The organism is Bartonella sp. AP88HLJMH, assembly GCF_042195605.1.
In the GTDB taxonomy this organism is placed as follows: Bacteria; Pseudomonadota; Alphaproteobacteria; order Rhizobiales; family Rhizobiaceae; genus Bartonella.
On record NZ_JBHIOR010000012.1, the window covers coordinates 1 to 20956 of the forward strand.

At 36.4% G+C, this 20956-nt stretch carries 19 protein-coding genes and 2 tRNA genes; 13 read left to right on the top strand and 8 right to left on the bottom strand.

Annotation, left to right across the window (positions count from 1 at the left end; translation table 11 throughout):
• The first annotated feature begins 72 nt into the window (after positions 1–72).
• Positions 73–1116 carry a tyrosine-type recombinase/integrase gene (locus ACFIMA_RS06550; RefSeq protein WP_375693244.1) on the top strand — a complete coding sequence of 348 codons (1044 nt, stop codon included), beginning with the start codon at positions 73–75 and terminating at the stop codon, positions 1114–1116.
• A gap of 1973 nt (positions 1117–3089) precedes the next feature.
• Here the strand turns inward: ACFIMA_RS06550 and ACFIMA_RS06555 are convergent.
• The 5 genes from ACFIMA_RS06555 to ACFIMA_RS06575 form a co-directional block, all read right to left on the bottom strand.
• Positions 3090–3166, bottom strand: a tRNA-Arg gene (locus tag ACFIMA_RS06555).
• A 39-nt stretch (positions 3167–3205) separates the two neighbouring features.
• Positions 3206–3511: an ETC complex I subunit gene (locus ACFIMA_RS06560; RefSeq protein WP_375611556.1), complete on the bottom strand. Its 306-nt coding sequence runs from the start codon at positions 3509–3511 to the stop codon at positions 3206–3208.
• Positions 3512–3600: 89 nt separating this feature from the next.
• A tRNA-Pro gene (locus ACFIMA_RS06565) sits at positions 3601–3677 on the bottom strand.
• 711 nt (positions 3678–4388) lie between these two features.
• Entirely contained in the window at positions 4389–5078 is a 690-nt protein-coding gene (gene hdaA, locus ACFIMA_RS06570) for a DnaA regulatory inactivator HdaA (RefSeq protein ID WP_375693245.1), read from the bottom strand.
• Entirely contained in the window at positions 5075–6286 is a 1212-nt protein-coding gene (locus ACFIMA_RS06575) for an AI-2E family transporter (protein ID WP_375632188.1), read from the bottom strand. The genes hdaA and ACFIMA_RS06575 overlap by 4 nt, the downstream gene beginning before the upstream one ends.
• 158 nt (positions 6287–6444) lie before the next feature.
• On the opposite strand from ACFIMA_RS06575, the gene purM reads away from it, so the two are divergent.
• Both purM and purN read left to right on the top strand, forming a co-directional pair.
• Positions 6445–7554 (top strand): phosphoribosylformylglycinamidine cyclo-ligase, encoded by a 1110-nt coding sequence (gene purM / locus ACFIMA_RS06580; RefSeq protein ID WP_375632187.1) that lies wholly within the window; start codon positions 6445–6447, stop codon positions 7552–7554.
• A complete protein-coding gene (gene purN / locus ACFIMA_RS06585; protein ID WP_375693246.1) occupies positions 7551–8162 on the top strand; it encodes a phosphoribosylglycinamide formyltransferase in 612 nt (203 codons plus the stop codon). The genes purM and purN overlap by 4 nt, the downstream gene beginning before the upstream one ends.
• A 283-nt stretch (positions 8163–8445) precedes the next feature.
• Here purN and ACFIMA_RS06590 read toward each other — a convergent pair whose 3' ends face one another.
• Positions 8446–10980, bottom strand: coding sequence for a response regulator (locus tag ACFIMA_RS06590; protein ID WP_375693247.1), 2535 nt, complete (start codon positions 10978–10980; stop codon positions 8446–8448).
• A gap of 218 nt (positions 10981–11198) precedes the next feature.
• Between ACFIMA_RS06590 and ACFIMA_RS06595 the strand changes: the two genes are divergently transcribed.
• Entirely contained in the window at positions 11199–11675 is a 477-nt protein-coding gene (locus ACFIMA_RS06595) for a hypothetical protein (RefSeq protein ID WP_375693248.1), read from the top strand.
• 52 nt (positions 11676–11727) lie between these two features.
• On the opposite strand, the gene dksA is transcribed toward ACFIMA_RS06595, so the two are convergent.
• Positions 11728–12144 carry an RNA polymerase-binding protein DksA gene (gene dksA / locus ACFIMA_RS06600; protein WP_015856486.1) on the bottom strand — a complete coding sequence of 139 codons (417 nt, stop codon included), beginning with the start codon at positions 12142–12144 and terminating at the stop codon, positions 11728–11730.
• 315 nt (positions 12145–12459) lie between these two features.
• Positions 12460–12999 carry a flavin reductase gene (locus tag ACFIMA_RS06605; RefSeq protein WP_375611549.1) on the bottom strand — a complete coding sequence of 180 codons (540 nt, stop codon included), beginning with the start codon at positions 12997–12999 and terminating at the stop codon, positions 12460–12462.
• Between the two features lie 146 nt (positions 13000–13145).
• Between ACFIMA_RS06605 and rpe the strand changes: the two genes are divergently transcribed.
• From rpe to grxD, 9 genes are all read left to right on the top strand, one after another.
• Positions 13146–13832 carry a ribulose-phosphate 3-epimerase gene (rpe, locus tag ACFIMA_RS06610; RefSeq protein ID WP_375693249.1) on the top strand — a complete coding sequence of 229 codons (687 nt, stop codon included), beginning with the start codon at positions 13146–13148 and terminating at the stop codon, positions 13830–13832.
• Positions 13832–15139 carry an adenylosuccinate lyase gene (gene purB / locus ACFIMA_RS06615; protein ID WP_375632257.1) on the top strand — a complete coding sequence of 436 codons (1308 nt, stop codon included), beginning with the start codon at positions 13832–13834 and terminating at the stop codon, positions 15137–15139. Before rpe ends, purB begins: the two co-directional genes overlap by 1 nt.
• 68 nt (positions 15140–15207) lie before the next feature.
• Complete coding sequence (locus tag ACFIMA_RS06620) at positions 15208–15756, top strand: RBBP9/YdeN family alpha/beta hydrolase (protein ID WP_375611547.1); 549 nt, start codon at positions 15208–15210, stop codon at positions 15754–15756.
• A gap of 173 nt (positions 15757–15929) precedes the next feature.
• The gene (gene purC / locus ACFIMA_RS06625) at positions 15930–16694 is read left to right on the top strand and encodes a phosphoribosylaminoimidazolesuccinocarboxamide synthase (RefSeq protein WP_273791179.1); all 765 of its coding nucleotides are present in this window, start codon (positions 15930–15932) and stop codon (positions 16692–16694) included.
• A gap of 78 nt (positions 16695–16772) precedes the next feature.
• Positions 16773–17012, top strand: coding sequence for a phosphoribosylformylglycinamidine synthase subunit PurS (gene purS, locus ACFIMA_RS06630; RefSeq protein WP_273791180.1), 240 nt, complete (start codon positions 16773–16775; stop codon positions 17010–17012).
• Between the two features lie 11 nt (positions 17013–17023).
• Positions 17024–17695 (top strand): phosphoribosylformylglycinamidine synthase subunit PurQ, encoded by a 672-nt coding sequence (gene purQ, locus ACFIMA_RS06635; RefSeq protein WP_375613086.1) that lies wholly within the window; start codon positions 17024–17026, stop codon positions 17693–17695.
• A 294-nt stretch (positions 17696–17989) separates the two neighbouring features.
• A complete protein-coding gene (purL, locus tag ACFIMA_RS06640) occupies positions 17990–20200 on the top strand; it encodes a phosphoribosylformylglycinamidine synthase subunit PurL (RefSeq protein WP_375693250.1) in 2211 nt (736 codons plus the stop codon).
• A gap of 58 nt (positions 20201–20258) precedes the next feature.
• The gene (locus ACFIMA_RS06645; protein WP_375611543.1) at positions 20259–20492 is read left to right on the top strand and encodes a BolA/IbaG family iron-sulfur metabolism protein; all 234 of its coding nucleotides are present in this window, start codon (positions 20259–20261) and stop codon (positions 20490–20492) included.
• A gap of 98 nt (positions 20493–20590) precedes the next feature.
• Positions 20591–20923, top strand: coding sequence for a Grx4 family monothiol glutaredoxin (gene grxD / locus ACFIMA_RS06650; RefSeq protein ID WP_375693251.1), 333 nt, complete (start codon positions 20591–20593; stop codon positions 20921–20923).
• Positions 20924–20956: the final 33 nt, after the last annotated feature.

The following is a 20956-nucleotide window of genomic DNA, read 5'->3' on the forward strand; positions in this document are numbered from 1 at the left end:
CACCCAGACAAACTTTTAGATTTGTCAAAGAATGAATATTACGAAACCGCACTCTCTAAGATGTAAAATACCATGCCAAAACCACGTCCTCCTCATCTCGTTAAACAAATTACTCAACATGGTAAAATTGTATGGTATGTACGTATTGGTCATGGCAAACGCATTAGAATACGCGGTACCTATGGAACGCAAGAGTTTGTTGACAACTACAAAAGCGCACTTGCCGAGTTACAAGGACTTATACTTCCTAAATCCAAAACCGGTAAACTTGTTGAAGGGTCATTTGCATGGCTGCTTAAACAATACTTTAACAGCTCTAATTGGCATAGCTACACTAAGGCTACAAAAAAACAAAAAGAACTCATCCTTATGAAGGTATGTGATAGCATAGGAAACATTCCATACAAAGCAATTGAAAAGAAACATATCATAGCCGGCGTTGAACGACGCAAAGAAACACCAGCAATGGCTAGAAACTTTCTGAAAGCCCTTAATGGGCTTTTTAATTGGGCGATTGACCAAGGTCTTTTAGAAAATAATCCAGCCTTAGGTGTTAAAAGACCAGCCCTTCACAACAAAGATGGGTTTGCTGTTTGGACAGAAGAAGATGTTGAGAAATATTATCAAAGATGGTCCCATGGTACCCATGAACGCGTTTGGATTGATGTCCTTTTGTATACGGGTTTGCGTCGTGGTGATGCGGTTCGCATTGGCTGGAAAGATGTCAAAGACAATATTATTCATCTCAAAACAGAGAAAAGTAAATTCCAAACAGATGTCTTTCTACCTATTTTACCGGAATTAGCCAAAACGCTTGAAACTGGTCCTATTGGAGAAGAAACATTCATTTGTGGTAAAGAAGGTAAAAAACTAGTTAAAGAAAGTTTTGGCAACCTTTTTCGTGAGGCTTGTAACGTAGCGGGAATCAAAAAATCAGCACATGGCTTAAGAAAATTAGCAGCAACACGCGCAGCTAATTCTGGTGCAACAGTATCACAACTCAAAGCAATTTTTGGCTGGACAAATGATGCTATGGCATCTCTTTACACAAAGAGCGCAGATCGTAAAAAACTCTCTCTTGAAGCCATAAAAAAGCTTCAAAAAGATGAGGGATAGAGGCAAAAAAACTCAATAGAATCAAGATTCACCCATTCCCTTATATTAGACATAACTATTTTATTTTACTTGCTTTTTATTTGCCTGTCACGCCCACCATTCAACTTTATAGTATAAATAAATTATTGAATTATCGTATTCTTCCAAGGTACGGGATGCGTAAATAAAGATTCGGAAATAAGATTGTGCAACATGTCTCTACAAAGGGCATACTTTACGGAGTGTTTCTAATATTTTTTACGTTCTAATAGCGCCTCTTGGGGGAAGCCATCTAAAAAGTATCACAAACGTAATAACAGCCTCATTTTGCAACAGATTAGAAGTTTGATTTTAAAACTCTTTCTACAAGCATAGGATTCTGTTCAAAAAAACATTGTTTATTTCCTGATCTATCCCCTGTTTTTCTTAATTCTTTCATGTCTATTGGTATACAACTTGTTGTCCAAACAGTTAGATATAACCACAGTCACTTCGATAGATATAAAACACTTAACCTTAGAGCTGTATTTTGAGTTTACCAATTACAGATTATAATAAAATATTAAAAAGAGTAAAAAAACACGATAAAAGCAAATTTTTTCATTCTAAAAATACATTTGATTTATAATCATGTTTTATTGTTTGCCATGTTGAATGAGAAATCCGAATATCGCAATGTTTTCTCATTTCAAACCTATTTATATTGAATTAAACAAAGCCGTCTCTCTTACACGTCATAAGAGGAATTAGTATTAAGTAAAAATTGTATAAAAAAGCACAAAAATGCCGATAACTACCTCAAGTGCTAAGATCTATCGCAACATCGGGGGCTGGAAAATAGGCAAAGTGTATGATAATGTCAGTTTGTTTCTTCATAAATGTAAAGATGATGGAGCTCAATGGATTTATCATTGTACCATTTATGAGCGCCAGCGTGAAGTGAGCTTTAAGAGATATCTCTTAAAACAAAGCCTGTAAAATGGCATTCTCCTCACACTGTATTCTTATTGAAATAATGATCACCTTGAACCGTATGAGTTTAGATCTTCAGAGCTCATCTGCATAACATTTTAATGTGATTGTTATCCAATATTAAAATACTTTTCACATGATGTACAAACTATAAAGAAATAAGAAAAAACATTTGAAAATGTAAATATGAAATCTAAAAATTTAACTCTAAGATACAATCTATCTTCATTCATATAAATATACAGTATACATTCTTAAACCTATAAGACTAAGAAAACCTAAACATTGATGAAACCTATAACCCTACCTGAGAAACAGTGACAATCATGTTAAATCAAATTGTCCGCAAGTGTCTCTCATTGAAAAAACAATATCTTATCTGGACGGCACATATGACATCTTTTTATACGAAAAAACTATAAAGAAGTAATTCGTTATGAATCACAGCTTCCAAGACAAGAAGATATTTTCCACCTCTTGTGCCATCTGTAAATTCTCATCATAAACAGATATCGTTTTTATTCTTCAATGTTTCATAAACTGTTCTAAATCGAATCCATCATGCCTTGTATCTAATCAAAATCGATCTTACCAAAGATCATGCTAAAAAACGTAATAATATTATTCATAAAAAATAAAAAAATCACAATAGATGTTTTTTGGCAATTTCACCAGCATTAACCGCAATGCTTAAATCTAATCTAAGAAATAAAATATTCATTTTCAGAAAGATGAAAAGAAGCTCATAAAAAAGAGTTTTTGTAATCTGTTTCCTAAAGCATGTGATATAGTAGCAACATGCGGCAAGAATATGCAATGCTAAAGTTTCAGCAATCAAAAGCAATTTTTACTGAAAAAAGAGAAAACAGCATCATTTTATACTAAAACAGTCAACAGAAAACGTGTAGCAACAAAATAAACCAAAAAACATCAAAAAGGTTCGGGATTATACAGAAAAATAAGCTAATAGAATAAAAGGAAAACTCTCTAACTTTTTATAGCCTATAAATATCATTTAAACATGGTGATCCCGACAGGATTCGAACCTGTGACCCACGGCTTAGAAGGCCGTTGCTCTATCCAGCTGAGCTACGGGACCCAACTGATTATTTTCTCAATTCAAAATAGCATCTTCAATTCAATGTGTCCAAGAATGCTGCCGATCACTGCGAAAATTATCAGAATAAGAAATAGCACGTCGAATCGATGTATGTTTCTTTTCTACACGGTAAGAGATAGCATTCTTACGTGCAAAAGCAATCGCTTCTTCCTTCCTATTAAATCGAATCTTTACCTGATTATTCATATCAGACGTTGCCGTATAGCCCATAAGAGGTTCAAGCATTTTTGCTTTCATTGGCTCATACTCTAGAATCCAAAAACCTGTATTCCCCTTACCTGACTGCATAGCTGTCTTAGCAGGACTATAAATACGTGCGATCATGCCTTTTTCCTTCAGATTACACAACGCTTGGATGATAGTTTCTCACCACACGTACCCAATTGGGTCATTCTCACACACTCAATCAAATATGGTCGGAGCGATAGGATTCGAACCTACGACCCCCTGATCCCAAATCAGGTGCGCTACCAGGCTGCGCTACGCTCCGCCATTTACATTTACTTGATGCACATTTCCTAAAATTTTCACAACAGAAGTGCAAGAGAAAAACACACTTTTTTTTAATTTTGTTGCATTTCTTTACAAAAAAGCACATTTTTTAACTTTTCCCCCTACTCAATAACAAATTTATTGACAAATAGTAGAAAATAACTTCCGTAAGAAAATCCAATCTATATTAAAAAATAACGAATTTCTCTATAAGGATTTCATAATTTTTATCCTGTTTTAAGCAAGCTCTCATTGTATCAAAACACATTCCACAGATACAATTTTAGAAAAAAATGACTTAAATATCATGGAAAAACTTTCCCAAAGAGAACATAAGCCAAAAAATTCAGCTGTATTAAGCTTTTTTCCCCTCTTTTTCTATCTTCCCAAAGACTCTTTTATTAAAAATTCTAGAATCTTCTACAATCCAAATCCATAAACAACAAACATTTTTTCAAAGCACAAAGGTTTTATTATAAATAAAATAAAGCGCTCTTTTTAGAAAAATTTTCAAATGCGAAGATGGTAAGAATTCAACATCATACAATAAAATCTCAAAGCTATTTAAAATAAAAACACGATAAGAGTAAAGAACACTATTTTTTACTCTTATATAGATATCCCAAAAGAAGAAAATTTAAATGACTTGTCTTCCACATATTGAAACGATAATAGAAGGACAGAATAAGTAAGCCATGATAAGGAGTATTTACGGATTTCTTCTATTTAAAACTTCAGCAATAACAGCACGTGTTATTTTTCTTTTTCTTTGTAATGCCAACTGATCAACAGAATCAATAACACGCTTCAATGAAAATAAAGAACGTTCACAACGGCTTACAAGATAATAAACCGTATCTGGATGTACAATAAGTTGCCTATCGGAAAAAAGCTTAAATGCAACAGCTGTTAACAATGCATCATCAGGCTGATTAATTTCAACGAACATCACCGAATTAAGACGACTTTTTAGATCATTTAACATTAAATTCCAAGCGGAAGGAAGTGTTTGTGCCGTCATCAATAAAGTAGCCTGTCGTGCATCAATATTTGCTTGCTTAATACTGTTAATTAAATGAAAAAGTTCTGTCTCATTGATTTCACCTGTATCAATATCCTCTATTAAAAATGATCTGCCTAAAGAAGCCATAGTAACAGCCTGATCAAGTTCATTGTGCTGAATCCTGAAAGCATCTGCTTTTTGGAGCCATATATTAGAAAAATGCGTTTTTCCAGATCCTTCTTTACCAACCAAAACTGCAATAGGTAAGCTCCAATTGGGCCAGTGATCAATAAGCTGAAAAGCCATACGATTGCTTTCCGTTACCACTAAATCCTCAAATTGAAAAATCGGATCATAAGGAAAATTTAAAGATAATTGCGTTTCACGCCCATTCATTTTAGCGGCTCCGAATTTCCGCTTCGCGAATACATCTGAGAACTCAGATAAGTATGAAGAGCAAAACGAACTAAAACGCCAACAGCCGCTGCCGCAGGAACAGCAACAAGCATACCAGTAAAACCAAAGAGTGAAGAAAAAGCAAAAAGTGAAAACATCAACCATACGGGATGTAATCCCACTGATGAACCTACAAGCTTGGGTTGAAGAATATAACCTTCAATAAATTGACCAATTAAAAAAAGTGCCATCACAACAATGATTCCCCCCCAATTATTGGGATAAAACTGGACCCATGCAATACCAACAGAAAGGACCAAACCACTCATTGTGCCGATATAAGGAACAAAGCTAATAAGACCAATAAACATACCAATCAAAAGACTAAAATTGAGTCCTGCAATCGTTAAACCAATAGCATAATAGCCTCCCAATATGAGACAAACTGTTCCTTGTCCACGAACAAAGCCTGCAATAGCTCTATCCATTTCATGAAAAATACTACGAACGGTTTCCAGATGATCCCGCGGTATTAACGAATCGATTGCTGTTACCATACGTGGCCAATCTAATAACATATAAAATGCCACCACAGGTGCCACAACAAATAGGCTAACGATATTAACGATTGATTTTCCTGACTTTAAAAGTGAATTCAAAAGAGACGTGATAAAATCCGAACCTTCTCCCAAAAATCCTTTAATATTATTCCGTAATTCATTTGGATCACTTCCAAAATAGCGCCTTAACCAATCAAAATCATGCTCAACAAAAAAGGTTTGAATACGATTAATATAAACAGGTAAACCATCACTCATAAATTGCTGTATTTGCCAACTAATAACAGGAATCAAAATAACTAAAGCAGCAACAAAGGTAATAACAATAAATAAGGTAATAAGGACAGTCCCAAACACACGACGAATACCAAACTTTTCAAGTAATTGAACAATGGGATTGAGAAAATAAGCCAACACAATCCCTGCCACAAAAGGAAGCAAAATCGATCCAAAAACAAACATAAAAAGAATGAAAAAAATCAGCGTACCAAGCCAAAAAAAGATTTGCCTTTTCATATTATTCGGCAACGGTAATTGAGTATACGCTGGCACATAAGTCTTATAACGATCACGAGATGTATTCTCACTCACTTTCTTTTTCATAAGTTGCCAAGAAGACTGTCCGTGATTATCTGATATCTTGCTCATAAAATATCCTAAAAAAATCTTCACAAAAAATTATAAACAACTTCAAAATAAGGTACAAGAAAAGTTGCTTATTTTCTTATCAATATCTCTTGCAGAGAGAACTCTATCATGGCATTGCATAATATCAAAACCTGATTTTCCATTAAAGGAAGGCTCCAATGAGCAATCAAGATCTTACAAATAATAAATCCAAGGCTGGGGATAAATTAAAAGCTGGTCTTACCTACGCAAAAGCCGGTGTAAACATCGATATGGGTAATGCTATGGTAGAAAAAATCAAACCTTTTATACGTGCGACAAAACGAGCCGGAGCAGATGCAGAAATTGGCGGGTTTGGTGGCCTTTTTGATTTAAAAGCAGCTGGCTTTACAGATCCTATCCTAGTAGCAGCCAATGATGGTGTGGGAACAAAATTAAAAATTGCCATTGAAGTGGGGCACCATAACACTGTAGGTATTGACCTTGTAGCTATGTGTGTCAATGATTTACTCGTACAAGGAGCTGAACCTCTCTTTTTTCTGGATTATTTTGCAACTGGAAAGCTCGACCCTGAACAAGGTGCTGCGATTGTTTCTGGTATTGCAGAAGGATGTAAACAAGCCGGTGCTGCTCTTATTGGAGGAGAAACTGCAGAAATGCCAGGAATGTATGCAGAGGGAGATTATGATCTAGCCGGTTTTGCTGTAGGAGCATGCGAACGCAGCAAGCTACTTCCTTCAAAAGATTTGATAGAAGGTGATGTTATATTAGGTCTAAGCTCCTCTGGAATTCATTCCAATGGCTTTTCGCTTGTTCGACGAATCATCCAGCAAAATTATCTCAAATGGAATGACCCTGCCCCTTTTTCCCCCGAAAACAGCCTTGGTATAGCACTTCTTACACCAACACGCATTTATGTAAAATCGCTTCTTCCCATCATGCGAAAATATGAAGGGATTAAAGCTCTTGCTCATATTACGGGTGGAGGCTTTCCTGAAAATATTCCACGTGTCCTTCCATCCTCTCTCTGCGCTGAAATTAATCTTTCTAGCATCAATGTTCCAGCAGTATTTTCATGGATTGCCAAACAAGGTAAAATAGAAGAAACAGAAATGTTAAGAACATTTAATTGTGGTATTGGCATGATCATTATCGTAGCACAGTATGCAGCTGAAACAATTATACAAGCTCTTGAAAAAAAAGGAGAAACTGTAACTCCCCTTGGCATTTTAACAAAATGCCAAGATCAAAATAAAGGAATACTTTATAAAGGGGTACTGCATTTATGAAAAAAAAAATTGTCGTTTTTATTTCTGGTAATGGGTCCAATATGGTCGCCCTTGCTCAAGCTAGTCAACAAACGGAATATCCTGCTGAAATCGTCGCGGTTATTTGCGATAATCCGCATGCAAGGGGTATTGAAAAGGCGCAAAACCATAACTTACCTATTTATATTGTTGATCGTAAAATTTACAAAACAAAAGAAGAGCATGAAGAAAATATTTTTACAATTTTAAATCAATATAAACCGGATTTTCTCTGCTTTGCAGGGTATATGCGCCTTATCTCACCACGTTTTGTAAAACTTTATGAAGGACGAATTTTAAACATTCATCCTTCTCTTTTGCCTTCATTTAAAGGCTTAAACACACATGAAAAAGCTTTACAAGCAGGTGTAAAAATCACGGGTTGCACTGTTCATCTTGTTACAGAAGACATGGATGCAGGAAAAATCCTTGCCCAAGCAGCCGTTCCAGTCTATCCCCATGATACTGCTGAGTGCTTAGCACAAAGAGTTCTTAAAGTAGAGCATAAACTCTACCCCGAAGCCTTAAAAGCATTTATTGAAGGAAAGAGCAAAATGATAGATACGCAACAACAGCTTTTATCTCTTTGAGTGTATCAACAATCTATTAATCAGCATATTTCAATGCTTTACACATAGTTTTTGCTCAGTATCTACAATTGAAAATCTCTATGAAATGTTGACATAATAGAGTCCATCTCTTCATAAATTTTTGCACAAAACATATGATTTTTTTGAATTTTAGTTCATTTTTAAAATTTTTCTTCTTTATTCAATTCTATGACATTATCATAAGCTCTATTTATCAAAATGCTCTGGTATTTAGCCTAAAAAATCTTAAAATACGCAATTTTTCTACTGCATAAATTTTTACTCATGATGAAAGTGTTTCTTTAACTGTTACAGCTAACTGTTTGAGTGTAAAAGGTTTAGATAAAAAACCAAAAACAGCATCTTGTGGAAGATTTTTAGCAAAGGCATCTTTTGCATATCCAGAAACGAAAAGAAATTTGATATCAGGATAGTTTTTACGGACTTCCTTCAATAAAGTGGGCCCATCCATTTCTGGCATCACCACATCGGAAACAATAATATCAACTTCTCCTTTTTGTTCCTCAAGAATAGAGAGTGCTTCCACCCCACTTGCTGCCTCTAAAACCGTATATCCTCTCATTTGAAGAGCTCTTACCCCCCCCATTCTGACCGCATCTTCATCTTCAACTAATAAAACAGTCGCAGATCCTGTTAAGTCTATATTTTTATCTTTCTCTTCATCTTTTTCAATCTTTTGAGAAATTTCTCCTTTTATATTGGGGATATAACGGGGAAGAAAAATATGAAATGTTGCTCCTTCACCTTCTTTACTTTCACAATAAATATATCCACCGCTCTGTTTGATAATTCCATAAACCATTGATAAACCAAGTCCTGTTCCTTTTCCAACTTCTTTTGTTGTAAAAAATGGCTCAAACATTTTTTCTTGTATAGCAGCAGATATACCAGCCCCTGTATCTGAAATAGTCAATTGCACATACTCGCCAATTGCTAATCCAAGATGATTAAATTCAGCACTTTGTTGCTTTGTAATATTATTTGTCGCAATCGTAACAATACCTCCATCTAACATGGCATCACGCGCATTAATAACCAAATTCATAATAACACGCTGAAAAGATGCTTGATCAACTTCAACGCTCCACAAATCTCTTCCATGGATAATTTTTAACTGAATATTATTCCCCAAAAGTGGTAAAATAAGATTGCGGATATCTGATAAAAATTCAGTAAAATCAACTTCTTCAGGTCGAAGTGTTTGCTTTCTAGAAAAAGCTAATAATTGCTGGACAAGAGCAGCTGCACGATTAGCATTGTTTTTAATATTGATCAGATCAGCATGAGCAGGATCAGAACTACGATGCGTATTTAAAAGAAGATCACACGACATTAAAATTGCTGTTAAAACATTATTAAAATCATGAGCAATGCCGCCAGCCAATTGTCCTACAGCTTGCATCTTCTGACTTTGCATCATTTTATCTTCAAGAGTTTTTTGTTCGGTTGTTTCAATCACAGAGATAATAAGCAAATCTTGCAATGCATCACCGTGATAGGGCGGTACAGACATAATATGGAGCCGTAAATGGCATTCTTCATTTTTTTCTAAAACAGTTTCTAGAGAAACAAAATAATTTTTATTTGTCGCAATTCTCTGAAAAGAACGCTCTAACTGCGCACAATCACGACGAGAAATAACATCATAAAAATTGACAGCTTTGTCCATACATCCCGTGAGTGATGAAAAAGCTTTATTCATATGAATCAATTGCCCTGCATGATCCACCACGGCTATTGCAAAAGGACTTGCATCAAAATATTCTCCTAATATACTGGGTAATTTTAATTGATCATCCTCTTCTTTTTGTATTTGTTGTGGAATGATCACAATACGATAAATAGCTTCCTCTTCTAAGAGAGAAGAAACAGATATAAGACAATGGAATATTTTCTCACAAGTCGTGTGTGAATTTAAACATAACGAAAACCTATAAGGTAAAGAGTAACCTGAACTTTGATATCTGTTGGTTTGTAAACAGATATCACTCCATGAGCTCTTAGCGCCAACGCTATCAAATAACGAATCAAAATTATATTGACCAATTGAGAAATTCGCTAAATCAATTGAAAACCATTCGGCAAAAGTCGCATTGGCATAAAGAATAGTTCCTTGTCTATTAACGGATACAAAACCAATAGAAGCTTGATCCAAGTGATTGATAGCCTCTTGAAGGTTCGAGAAAAAAACTTCTCGCGTTTGTTGTAAGTGCGAAATATCAGTAATACGCCAAAATAAAAGCTTTTTTTTCTGTTTTGTGATAGGTTGAACGGAAATATTATACCAAACAGATTTTTTTGGTGTAGAATCGGTAAAAATTGGTTGTTCTACTCTCAATTCCTCTTGCGCTGCAAGATTATTACAGGCTGCAACCTTTAAGCGGTACGAGAGTGCACCAGCTCCTGGAAGATCCGCAATAACCCTATAACAAGACACTTCAGGCTTATAGGTCAGAATTTTTCGATAGTTTTGATTAGAATAATAAACAAAACCAGAAAGATCAGAGATTACAATTGCATCATCGCTCCTATTAAAGATGCTAAAATCAAAATCTTCATGCGACCACACATGATATCTTAAAATTCCCATTCCACACAAAACGAGTGTTGCAACACCGATCATTGCTAGAATCAAAAAAGATATTGATATCGCCTGTTGCAAATAGTTTTGTGGATAAAAAAAACCTAAAATACCCACAATGAAAAGAAAACCTAATACAAAAACAACACCAAAAATCACAACTCTCCGATGAAACGAAGACGCTGATCTTTCATTATTCTCAAAATCTTTATCCATCTCTCTTTGCCTTAGCTTATAGCTATTTCTTATGTCACAAAACTTCCTTTATATTCGTTGTTATGTTGTTATAAAGTATATACTATGATATTATCTAAGATAAGCTCGCTTAATATTCAAAAGTTTATTTCTTACATTATAAGTGAATCTTTTGAGGGTATGTTTATAAATTTATCTCAATAAAAAATAATATTTCCATCCAAAATGGGAGAAAATCTATGTATATCTGGTTATCAGAGCAGATAGGTGTATCTGCTGCAAACATAACGGTAAGCTTTTTGCTTTTTATAATAACAATCGCAGCTATTACCGTAATTATCGTGTTTTTACGCCGCTTAGGTACGGGAAGATACAGCATTAATAGAAAAAAAAGTCTATCACGATTAGCATTATGTGAAGTAATTTCTATAGATCGAGCACGCCGCCTTGTTTTAGTCCGTTGCGATAATAAAGAACATTTGCTCCTTATTGGCGGATTAACAGATGTGGTTGTAGAATCCGATATTACTGGTACATCAAAAATACAAAAAAGAGAAACACACACACATCTAAATTCCGCCCCTCCAGAAAGAAACGATGTATCGGATAAAAGTCCCTCTCCTTTTACGAATCAAGCGGTAAAAGATTCAGCCATCACCGCCGAAATTGAGGGGCGGCAAGAACCATCTTTATTCATTCCTACCCCTCAAAAATAAAAATATACAATTTTATCACCACGAATTTCGTTTGTTTATCATCTCAATAACCTTAATCATCGCGATAAACTCTTTCACGTCGTTCGTGACGTTCTTGCGCTTCCAATGACAAAACGGCTATCGGCCGAGCCTCAAGACGCTTGATACTAATGGGTTCGCCGGTTTCTTCACAAAAACCGTATGTCCCATTATCAATGCGCTCTAAAGCAGCATCTATTTTTGAAATAAGTTTCCTCTGACGATCACGAGCACGTAATTCGATTGTACGATCAGTTTCACAAGAAGCCCGATCAGTCAAATCGGGCTGACCAACATTCTCTTCCTGCAAATTTTCCAAAGTCTCACGAGCTTCTTTTAATATATCATTCTTCCAAGAAACCAATTTAGCACGAAAATACGCCTTTTGCCGCTCATTCATAAAAGGCTCATCTTCACTAGGGCGATATTGACCATCAATCTCTTCGCTCATGCAATAAAAAACCTCCACATATGCTATGTGCGGTCTATATATTGTGCAATACCCATCAACACAAGAGTAAAATGTTTTTTCATAACAATCGACGAATATATCTAAATGCACTGTTTAGGTTTGATCGCTTTTTTATGTAGATTGAATTCTTGATCAAATCTCATCCAGAATCATTTTTCTCGCTTATTGAAAAACTTTAAAAAGAAGGAAATCTAATATCAGATATCAGAGCCATCCCTCCCCTACTCTCTACATTGTTTAAAATCTAAATGAAGCAACAATAAATCATTTCATCAATGCAAAAAAATAAAATCTTTATAAAGGCAAAGTGTGATATTCACGTTTCAAATACATCAAAGCATCTTTTTCTTTATTACAGTTGATTGCAACAACCTCACCAATCAAAACACAATGGGTTGCGTGTTCGTGCCAACAAATCAAACGACAATCAAACGACGCTAGAGCGTCTGAAAGACTAGGCGCCCCCGTTTGCAAAGCTCCCCATTGAGCAACATCAAAACGCTCATTTTGTGTAGAATTGCAACGCCTCGAAAAAACATCCGCTAATGAGCGATGTTTTCCTGCCAAGCTATTAACACAAAAATTTCCATTCTCCATAAACACCTGATTCTTTAAATTATGGCGCATGAGACAAACAAGAAGGGTTGGAGGATCATCAGATAAAGAACAACACGCCGAAACAGTCACCCCACGTCTTCCCTTAATACCATTTGTTGTCACAATATGCACAGCTCCTGCAAAAAGACTCATGGCATCTCGATATTCTTGAGAAGAAACCGCAATAGTATGTTTATGTTGAAGTTCAGGCATCAAATATGTTTTATGATTCGACATATCTTTCACTTATAAAGCTTTAAAATTTCAAGCAATCTTTCCATAAAAAGACCTATAATACATATTTTTTCTTTTCCGTCATAACACAAAAAATATTTGTGTATACACAGCGATATGATAAAAACTGCCAATCTAAGGAGATTTTAATGCCTCATTTTCATCTCATTTCGCCTTCTCTCTTGGCTTCTGATTTTTCTAAACTTGGACAAGAAATGTTAGATGTTGTTGATGCTGGTGCAGATTGGCTTCATCTTGATATTATGGATGGGCACTTTGTTCCTAACATCACCTTTGGTCCTGAAATCGTCAAAGCTCTGCGCCCATTAACAAAAGCAATATTTGATGTCCACCTGATGATCGCACCAGTAGACCCTTATTTAGAAGCTTTTGCAAAAGCAGGTTCAGATATTATAACTATTCATGCTGAAGCAGGTCCACATCTTCATCGTTCATTACAAACAATCAAAAAAATGGGGAAAAAAGCAGGAATCGCACTCAATCCAAGCACCCCTGAACATGTACTTGAATATTTGCTTGATCAATTAGATCTCATTCTCATCATGACGGTCAATCCCGGTTTTGGTGGACAAAGTTTTATTCCAGAAATAAAAGATAAAATTAAGCGCGTTAAAAGCATGATTGCAAACCGCCCTATTGATCTTGAAGTTGATGGTGGTATCACCGTTGATACAATTGGGATAGCTGCAAAAGCTGGTGCAAATGTATTTGTCGCAGGCTCTGCAATTTATAAAGATGGAAATAAAGAGCTTTACAAAACACGTATTAGTGCATTGCGCCAAGCCGCAATCCTCTCACAACAAGGAAAAAAATGATGATCGCACGTTATTCCCGCCCTGCAATGGTAACAATTTGGTCTCCCGAAACAAAATATCGTATTTGGTTTGAAATTGAAGCCCATGCCTGTGATGCCCTTGCTCACTTAGGGATTATTCCAAAAGAAGCCGCCAAAGTCATTTGGGAAAAAGGGGCAGCAGCTAAATTTGATGTCAATCGCATTGATGAAATTGAAGCAATTACCAAACATGATGTTATCGCATTTCTAACCCACCTAGCTGAATTCATTGGACCAGAGGCACGTTTTATCCACCAAGGCATGACATCATCTGATGTTCTCGATACAACGCTGAACATTCAATTGATGCGTGCGAGTGATATTTTGCTAGAGGATATAGATCAACTTCTTGAAGCATTAAAAAGACGTGCTTTTGAGCATAAAGAGACAATCACCATTGGGCGGAGTCATGGCATTCATGCTGAACCGACAACATTTGGAATCAAGTTTGCTCTTGCATACGCTGAATTTTCCCGTTGTCGCAAACGTCTTCTTGCTGCACGAGAAGAAATTTCTACTTGCGCGATTTCAGGAGCTGTAGGAACTTTTGCTAATATCGATCCACGCGTTGAAGAACATGTAGCAAAAGCCTTGAAGATGCGTGCTGAACCGGTTTCCACCCAAGTAATACCAAGAGATCGTCATGCTATGTTTTTTGCAACACTTGGTGTTATTGCTTCCTCTATTGAAAGGCTAGCAATAGAAATACGCCATTTACAACGAACAGAAGTTCTTGAAGCAGAGGAACATTTCTCACCTGGACAAAAAGGTTCATCGGCAATGCCTCATAAACGTAATCCAGTTTTAACAGAAAATTTAACTGGATTAGCCCGCATGGTACGTGCATTTGCACTCCCAGCCATGGAAAATGTAGCTCTTTGGCATGAACGTGATATTTCTCATTCATCTGTTGAGCGTTATATTGCTCCAGATGCGACGATTACACTTGATTTTGCTCTTTCTCGCCTCACATCTGTCATTGAAAATCTCATTGTCTATCCAGAAAATATGCAAAAAAATCTCAATAAATTCCGCGGTCTTGTTCACTCACAACGGGTTCTTTTAGCACTCACACAAGCAGGGATTAGTCGTGAAGATTCTTATCGGATTGTACAACGAAATGCGATGAAAGTTTGGGAACAAGGAAAAGATTTTTTAGAAGAACTCCTCAACGACAAAGATGTTACCAAAGCTTTAAGTGAAGAAGAACTTCGCGAAAAATTTGATCTTTCTTACCATACCAAACATATCAATACGATTTTTAAACGTGTTTTTGAAGAACAATAAAGCGACATAGAAAACCAAAATCCATTCAACCTATGATCAAAAATCTGTTGTAACAAAGAAAACAATTCATGAAAGCAAATCAACTCGATATTCTTATTGTTCCTGGCTACAAAGGATCTGGTCCAGATCATTGGCAAACACGCTGGGAAAAAAAATTGTCGACAGCCAGCCGCATTGAACAACTCCATTGGTCAAAGCCTGTTTGTGAAGAGTGGGTTAACAAAGTTAAAACCGCCATCGCAAAAGCTCAAAGGCCTGTTATGCTTATTGCTCATTCATTAGGAGTTCCCAGTGTTATTCATGCAACTGTACAAAATACAGAAAAAATTTGTGGCGCTTTCTTTGTTGCACCTCCAGATGTCGCCAATGAAAAAATACGTCCCAAACATTTAATGACATTTGGCCCCTATCATCGCCAAAAGCTTCCTTTTCCTTCTATTGTCATAGCCAGTCGCAACGATGAGTTTTGTCAATTTTCAGTAGCAGAAAAAATTGCCAATGATTGGGGATCACTCTTTGTTGATGCTGGGTATTCTGGCCATATTAACGCAGAATCCGGACACGGACCTTGGCCTGAAGGGCTTATGGTCCTCTCTCACTTTCTTGCAAAAATTTGATCCAAAAGAGGTGATCTTCTTTCTCATCGCTTATGTATCTTCACCTTTGGGTAAACGTGTAATGATAAAAATTATAAAAGTATCATAGCAATATCATTGAGAAATTCTATCAATTAGGATAGTATCATTTATCAATGTTATTAAAAACCTCTCAAGATAAATAGAGAATCATGATGAATCGTCGCCACCGTATTTATGAAGGCAAGGCTAAAATTTTATATGAAGGACCTGAACCAGGGACTTACATTCAATTTTTTAAAGATGATGCAACTGCCTTTAATGCAAAAAAACATGAAATTATCGACGGAAAGGGGGTTTTAAACAACCGAATTTCGGAACATATTTTTAGCCATCTTGGACGTTTGGGCATCCCAACACATTTTATCAAACGTATAAACATGCGCGAACAGCTTATTAAAGCAGTGGAAATCATTCCGTTGGAAGTTGTTGTTCGCAATGTTGCTGCCGGCTCTCTTGCTAAGCGTTTAGGACTGGAAGAAGGAACCCCGCTTCCGCAATCCATCATTGAATTCTACTATAAAAATGATTCTCTCGATGATCCTATGGTAACGGAAGAACATATCACAGCTTTTGGGTGGGCTGTCCCACAAGAGATAGAAGATATCATGCAACTTTCAATTCGTATTAATGATTTTCTTTCTGGGCTTTTTGCCGGTGTTAACATCCAATTAATTGATTTTAAAATGGAATTTGGTCGCCTGTGGGAAGATGAAACAATGCGCATTGTTCTTGCTGATGAAATCTCTCCTGATTCTGCACGACTATGGGATATGCACACACAAGAAAAAATGGATAAAGACCGTTTTCGTCGTGATATGGGAGGGCTTATTAATGCCTATCAAGAAGTTGCCAAACGTCTTGGTATTATGAATGAAAACGAACCAACACGACCAAGTGGTCCCGTTCTCGTAAAGTAAAAACAAGGTAAAAAACATCACCTTATACAAACACCCCTCTTCAAAGGAGAGGTTCTTTTAAAAAGCAGGAAGCAAAAAATGAAAGCACGCATTACAGTTACTTTAAGAGAAAGCGTTCTTGATCCACAAGGAGAAGCAATTGTCGGTGCTTTAAAAAGTTTAGCTTTCGAAGGCATTCAATCCATTCGTCAAGGAAAGGTTTTTGATATTGTTCTTGATGAACTACCTTCTGAAACCGCAAAGAAAAAACTTGAACAAATGTGTGAAGAGTTACTCGCAAATACTGTTATTGAAAATTATACAATCGAACTTTTTTAAGTGAAATGCTCATGAAAACTGCCATCATTCAACTTCCTGGATTAAATCGTGATCGAGATATGGTTGCAGCATTACATCATATAACGGGAGTTGAGCCACTAAAAATTTGGCAAACAGAAACAACAATTCCAGATGTAGATGTTATTATTATTCCTGGTGGTTTTTCCTATGGCGACTACTTAAGATGTGGTGCAATTGGAGCGCGAACTCCCGTCTTAAAAGCCATTCGTGAAAAAGCACAAGAAGGTACGACAATTATAGGTATCTGTAATGGATTTCAAATTTTGTTGGAAGCAGGATTATTACCCGGTACTTTAATGCGTAACGCTTCTTTAAAATTTGTTTGTCGTGAAATCAAGCTTGAAGTCGTCAACGCCAAGACAAAATTTTCTCGATATTATTCTAAAGGACAAATTATTCGTTGTCCTGTTGCCCATCATGACGGAAATTATTTTGTTGATAGTGAAACATTGAAACAAATGGAAGACAATGAACAAATTGTTTTTCGCTATGCAGAAAATACAAACCCGAACGGCTCAATGAAAGATATTGCTGGTATTGTTAATAAAGCTGGTAATATTCTTGGTATGATGCCCCATCCTGAAAACTTTATTGAACCCGCCCACGGAGGTACTGACGGTCGTTTACTTTTTCAAAGTGCTTTAGAGTTAGTAAATGGATAATGCTGCAAAAATACTCGCGCTCCATAATTTAAAAAAACAAGGATTTATACCATTTCTCGCATCGTAAATCTATAAACAAAGCTCTTCACAAACAACAATGGATATTATTTTCTAAACACATAATTATTTAAGACCATTTTTAGTCTTAAATCCCACCAAACAAACGGACAAAATCTTCAGCTTACTGTCTATAAATATTTTTATTATTAAACAACATTATTGTTTATAATATAAGCTGCTAGGTTAAAAAAAATAAAAATACTAAATTTCGATTAATTTGACGGATAAATACTCATGAAGCCTTGCAATAACATCACTATTACATCAGAACTCATTGCACAACACGGGCTAAAAGAAGATGAATATCAACGTATCCTAACGTTAATTGGTAGAGAACCAACATTTACTGAACTAGGAATTTTTTCTGCAATGTGGAACGAACATTGTTCCTATAAATCATCTAAAAAATGGCTAAAAACTCTTCCGACAGAAGGAAAATGTGTCATCCAAGGACCTGGTGAAAATGCTGGTGTTGTCGATATTGGCGAAGGACAATGTGTTGTTTTCAAAATGGAAAGCCATAACCACCCTTCTTATATTGAACCTTATCAAGGTGCAGCGACAGGTGTTGGTGGTATTTTACGTGATGTCTTTACAATGGGAGCCCGTCCTGTTGCTGCTATGAATGCATTGCGATTTGGTGCTCCTGATCACCCACGAACACGCCATCTTGTTTCTGGTGTTGTTTCTGGAATAGGTGGTTACAGCAATTCTTTTGGTGTTCCAACGGTTGGTGGAGAAGTAAATTTTGATGAGCGTTATAATGGCAATATCCTTGTTAACGCTTTTGTCGCCGGTATTGCAAAGACAAACGCCCTTTTTTATTCTAAAGCGCAAGGTATTGGACTCCCTGTTGTTTATCTTGGTGCAAAAACAGGACGTGATGGTGTCGGTGGAGCAACAATGGCTTCTGCTGAATTTGATTCTTCAATCAGTGAAAAACGCCCAACTGTTCAAGTCGGTGATCCTTTTACAGAAAAATGTCTCCTTGAAGCATGTTTAGAGCTCATGGAACTTGGAGCCGTGGTTGCTATTCAAGATATGGGGGCAGCAGGACTCACCTCTTCTGCCGTTGAAATGGGAGCAAAAGGAAATCTGGGGATACAGCTTAATCTTGATACAGTTCCTGTTCGAGAAGAAAACATGACAGCCTATGAAATGATGCTTTCTGAAAGTCAAGAGCGTATGCTCATGGTCCTTAAACCAGAACTAGAAAAGCAAGCAGAAGCAATTTTTCATAAGTGGGGACTACATTTTTCTATCATTGGAAAAACAACCGATGATTTACGTTTTCGTGTATTTCATCAAGGGGAAGAAGTTGTCAATCTTCCCATCAAAGAGCTTGGTGATGAAGCGCCTGTTTATGATCGTCCTTGGAGTGAGCCGGCAAAAAAAACACCCTTGAAAGCAGAAGACGTCAAAAAAGTTGAAAATCTTGGTGATGCGCTTCTGAGCTTATTGAATTCTGCTGATCAAAGTTCTCGGCGATGGGTTTATGAACAATATGATACCCTTATCCAAGGAAATAGCCTTGTTTGTCCAGGAGGTGATGCAGGCGTTATCCGTGTAGGAAACAACAGCAAACGTGCTCTTGCTTTTTCTTCTGATGTAACACCTCGCTATTGTGAAGCAGACCCTTATGAAGGGGGGAAACAAGCTGTCGCAGAATGCTGGCGAAACATTAGTACGACAGGTGCAACACCACTGGCTGCTACAGATAATCTCAATTTTGGTAACCCTGAAAAACCTGAAATTATGGGACAGCTGGTTTTTGCTATTAAAGGTATAGGAGAAGCTTGTAGAATCCTTGATTTTCCTATCGTTTCAGGCAATGTTTCTCTTTACAACGAAACAAATGGGGAAGCCATTCTTCCAACCCCCACAATTGCTGGGGTAGGCCTTCTTAATGATTGGTCTAAAATGGTAACAATAAGTGGTATGCAAAATGGAGATATTCTTGTTTTAGTAGGAAATTGCGGCTCCCATTTAGGACAATCAATCTATGCACGTAACATTTTAAATATTGATGCAGGCCCCCCCCCCCCTGTAGATTTACAACTTGAAAAAAAGCATGGTCAATTTGTTCGAGATGTCATACATCGTGGTTTTATTCACGCCGCCCATGACCTTTCTGACGGAGGATTAGCGATAGCACTTGCTGAAATGGTGATTAAAGCAGGTAAAGGAATCAAAGTAAAATTAAGCAATAAATCACCCCATCATGCAGAACTTTTTGGAGAAGACCAAGGACGTTATCTTTTAGCCGTCAAACCTCACTCTCTTAATAGTCTTAAAGAGCGTGCACAAATCAATACAGTTTCTTTAACAGAGCTAGGTCAAGTCGAGGGTACTTCTCTTAATATAGATGGGATATTAACACTTTCAGTAGACAAACTCACAAAAGCCTATGAAAACTGGTTTCCACAATTTATGGGTGAAGAGTAAAAATTGTTTTTTCTCTTAAACAGCCTTTATAAAAAATGAACAACATAGGAGAATAATGATGGCAATGAGTGCCCATGCAATTGAAACACTTATTCGTGAAGGCATTCCTGATGCTACTGTAAGAATTCGTGATCTTGCTGGAGATGGGGAACATTATGCTGCAGAAGTTATTTCTGAAAGTTTTCGTGGTAAAACCCGTGTTCAACAACATAAAATGGTCTATGATGCCCTTAAAGGCAATATGGGAAATGACCTTCACGCCTTAATGTTGCAAACAAATGTCCCAAAATAATCTAAAATTTCTTCTTGCATTCACACATTTAATACGATTAAAAGCAGTATGAATATAAATTACACACTGATAAAAATCTGAAATATCGAGGGATAAAAATGACCACTGTTCATGATTTTATTGACAACGAAATTAAAACAAACGACGTCATTTTATTCCTGAAAGGAACACCTGACGCTCCGCAATGCGGGTTTTCAGGACAAGTTGTTCAAATTCTTGATTATTTAGGATTGAATTATAAAGGGATTAATATCTTAACTTCTAACGAATTGCGTCAAGGGATTAAAGATTACTCAAATTGGCCAACAATTCCACAGCTTTATATCAAAGGTGAATTTATCGGAGGCTGTGATATTGTTAAAGAGATGTTTCAAAACAATGAGTTACAGGAACTTTTGAAAGAAAAAAATATTCCATGTAATCAATCATAGGTATCTTTCATTTTATTCAGACTCTTAAAAAGA

Bases quoted from the DNA above. Each gene is read 5' to 3' on its own strand.
- ACFIMA_RS06550 (WP_375693244.1), top strand. From the start codon at position 73: ATGCCAAAACCACGTCCTCCTCATCTCGTTAAACAAATTACTCAACAT.
- ACFIMA_RS06560 (WP_375611556.1), bottom strand. From the start codon at position 3,511: ATGATCGCACGTATTTATAGTCCTGCTAAGACAGCTATGCAGTCAGGT.
- hdaA (WP_375693245.1), bottom strand. From the start codon at position 5,078: ATGAATGGGCGTGAAACGCAATTATCTTTAAATTTTCCTTATGATCCG.
- ACFIMA_RS06575 (WP_375632188.1), bottom strand. From the start codon at position 6,286: ATGAGCAAGATATCAGATAATCACGGACAGTCTTCTTGGCAACTTATG.
- purM (WP_375632187.1), top strand. From the start codon at position 6,445: ATGAGCAATCAAGATCTTACAAATAATAAATCCAAGGCTGGGGATAAA.
- purN (WP_375693246.1), top strand. From the start codon at position 7,551: ATGAAAAAAAAAATTGTCGTTTTTATTTCTGGTAATGGGTCCAATATG.
- ACFIMA_RS06590 (WP_375693247.1), bottom strand. From the start codon at position 10,980: ATGGATAAAGATTTTGAGAATAATGAAAGATCAGCGTCTTCGTTTCAT.
- ACFIMA_RS06595 (WP_375693248.1), top strand. From the start codon at position 11,199: ATGTATATCTGGTTATCAGAGCAGATAGGTGTATCTGCTGCAAACATA.
- dksA (WP_015856486.1), bottom strand. From the start codon at position 12,144: ATGAGCGAAGAGATTGATGGTCAATATCGCCCTAGTGAAGATGAGCCT.
- ACFIMA_RS06605 (WP_375611549.1), bottom strand. From the start codon at position 12,999: ATGTCGAATCATAAAACATATTTGATGCCTGAACTTCAACATAAACAT.
- rpe (WP_375693249.1), top strand. From the start codon at position 13,146: ATGCCTCATTTTCATCTCATTTCGCCTTCTCTCTTGGCTTCTGATTTT.
- purB (WP_375632257.1), top strand. From the start codon at position 13,832: ATGATCGCACGTTATTCCCGCCCTGCAATGGTAACAATTTGGTCTCCC.
- ACFIMA_RS06620 (WP_375611547.1), top strand. From the start codon at position 15,208: ATGAAAGCAAATCAACTCGATATTCTTATTGTTCCTGGCTACAAAGGA.
- purC (WP_273791179.1), top strand. From the start codon at position 15,930: ATGAATCGTCGCCACCGTATTTATGAAGGCAAGGCTAAAATTTTATAT.
- purS (WP_273791180.1), top strand. From the start codon at position 16,773: ATGAAAGCACGCATTACAGTTACTTTAAGAGAAAGCGTTCTTGATCCA.
- purQ (WP_375613086.1), top strand. From the start codon at position 17,024: ATGAAAACTGCCATCATTCAACTTCCTGGATTAAATCGTGATCGAGAT.
- purL (WP_375693250.1), top strand. From the start codon at position 17,990: ATGAAGCCTTGCAATAACATCACTATTACATCAGAACTCATTGCACAA.
- ACFIMA_RS06645 (WP_375611543.1), top strand. From the start codon at position 20,259: ATGGCAATGAGTGCCCATGCAATTGAAACACTTATTCGTGAAGGCATT.
- grxD (WP_375693251.1), top strand. From the start codon at position 20,591: ATGACCACTGTTCATGATTTTATTGACAACGAAATTAAAACAAACGAC.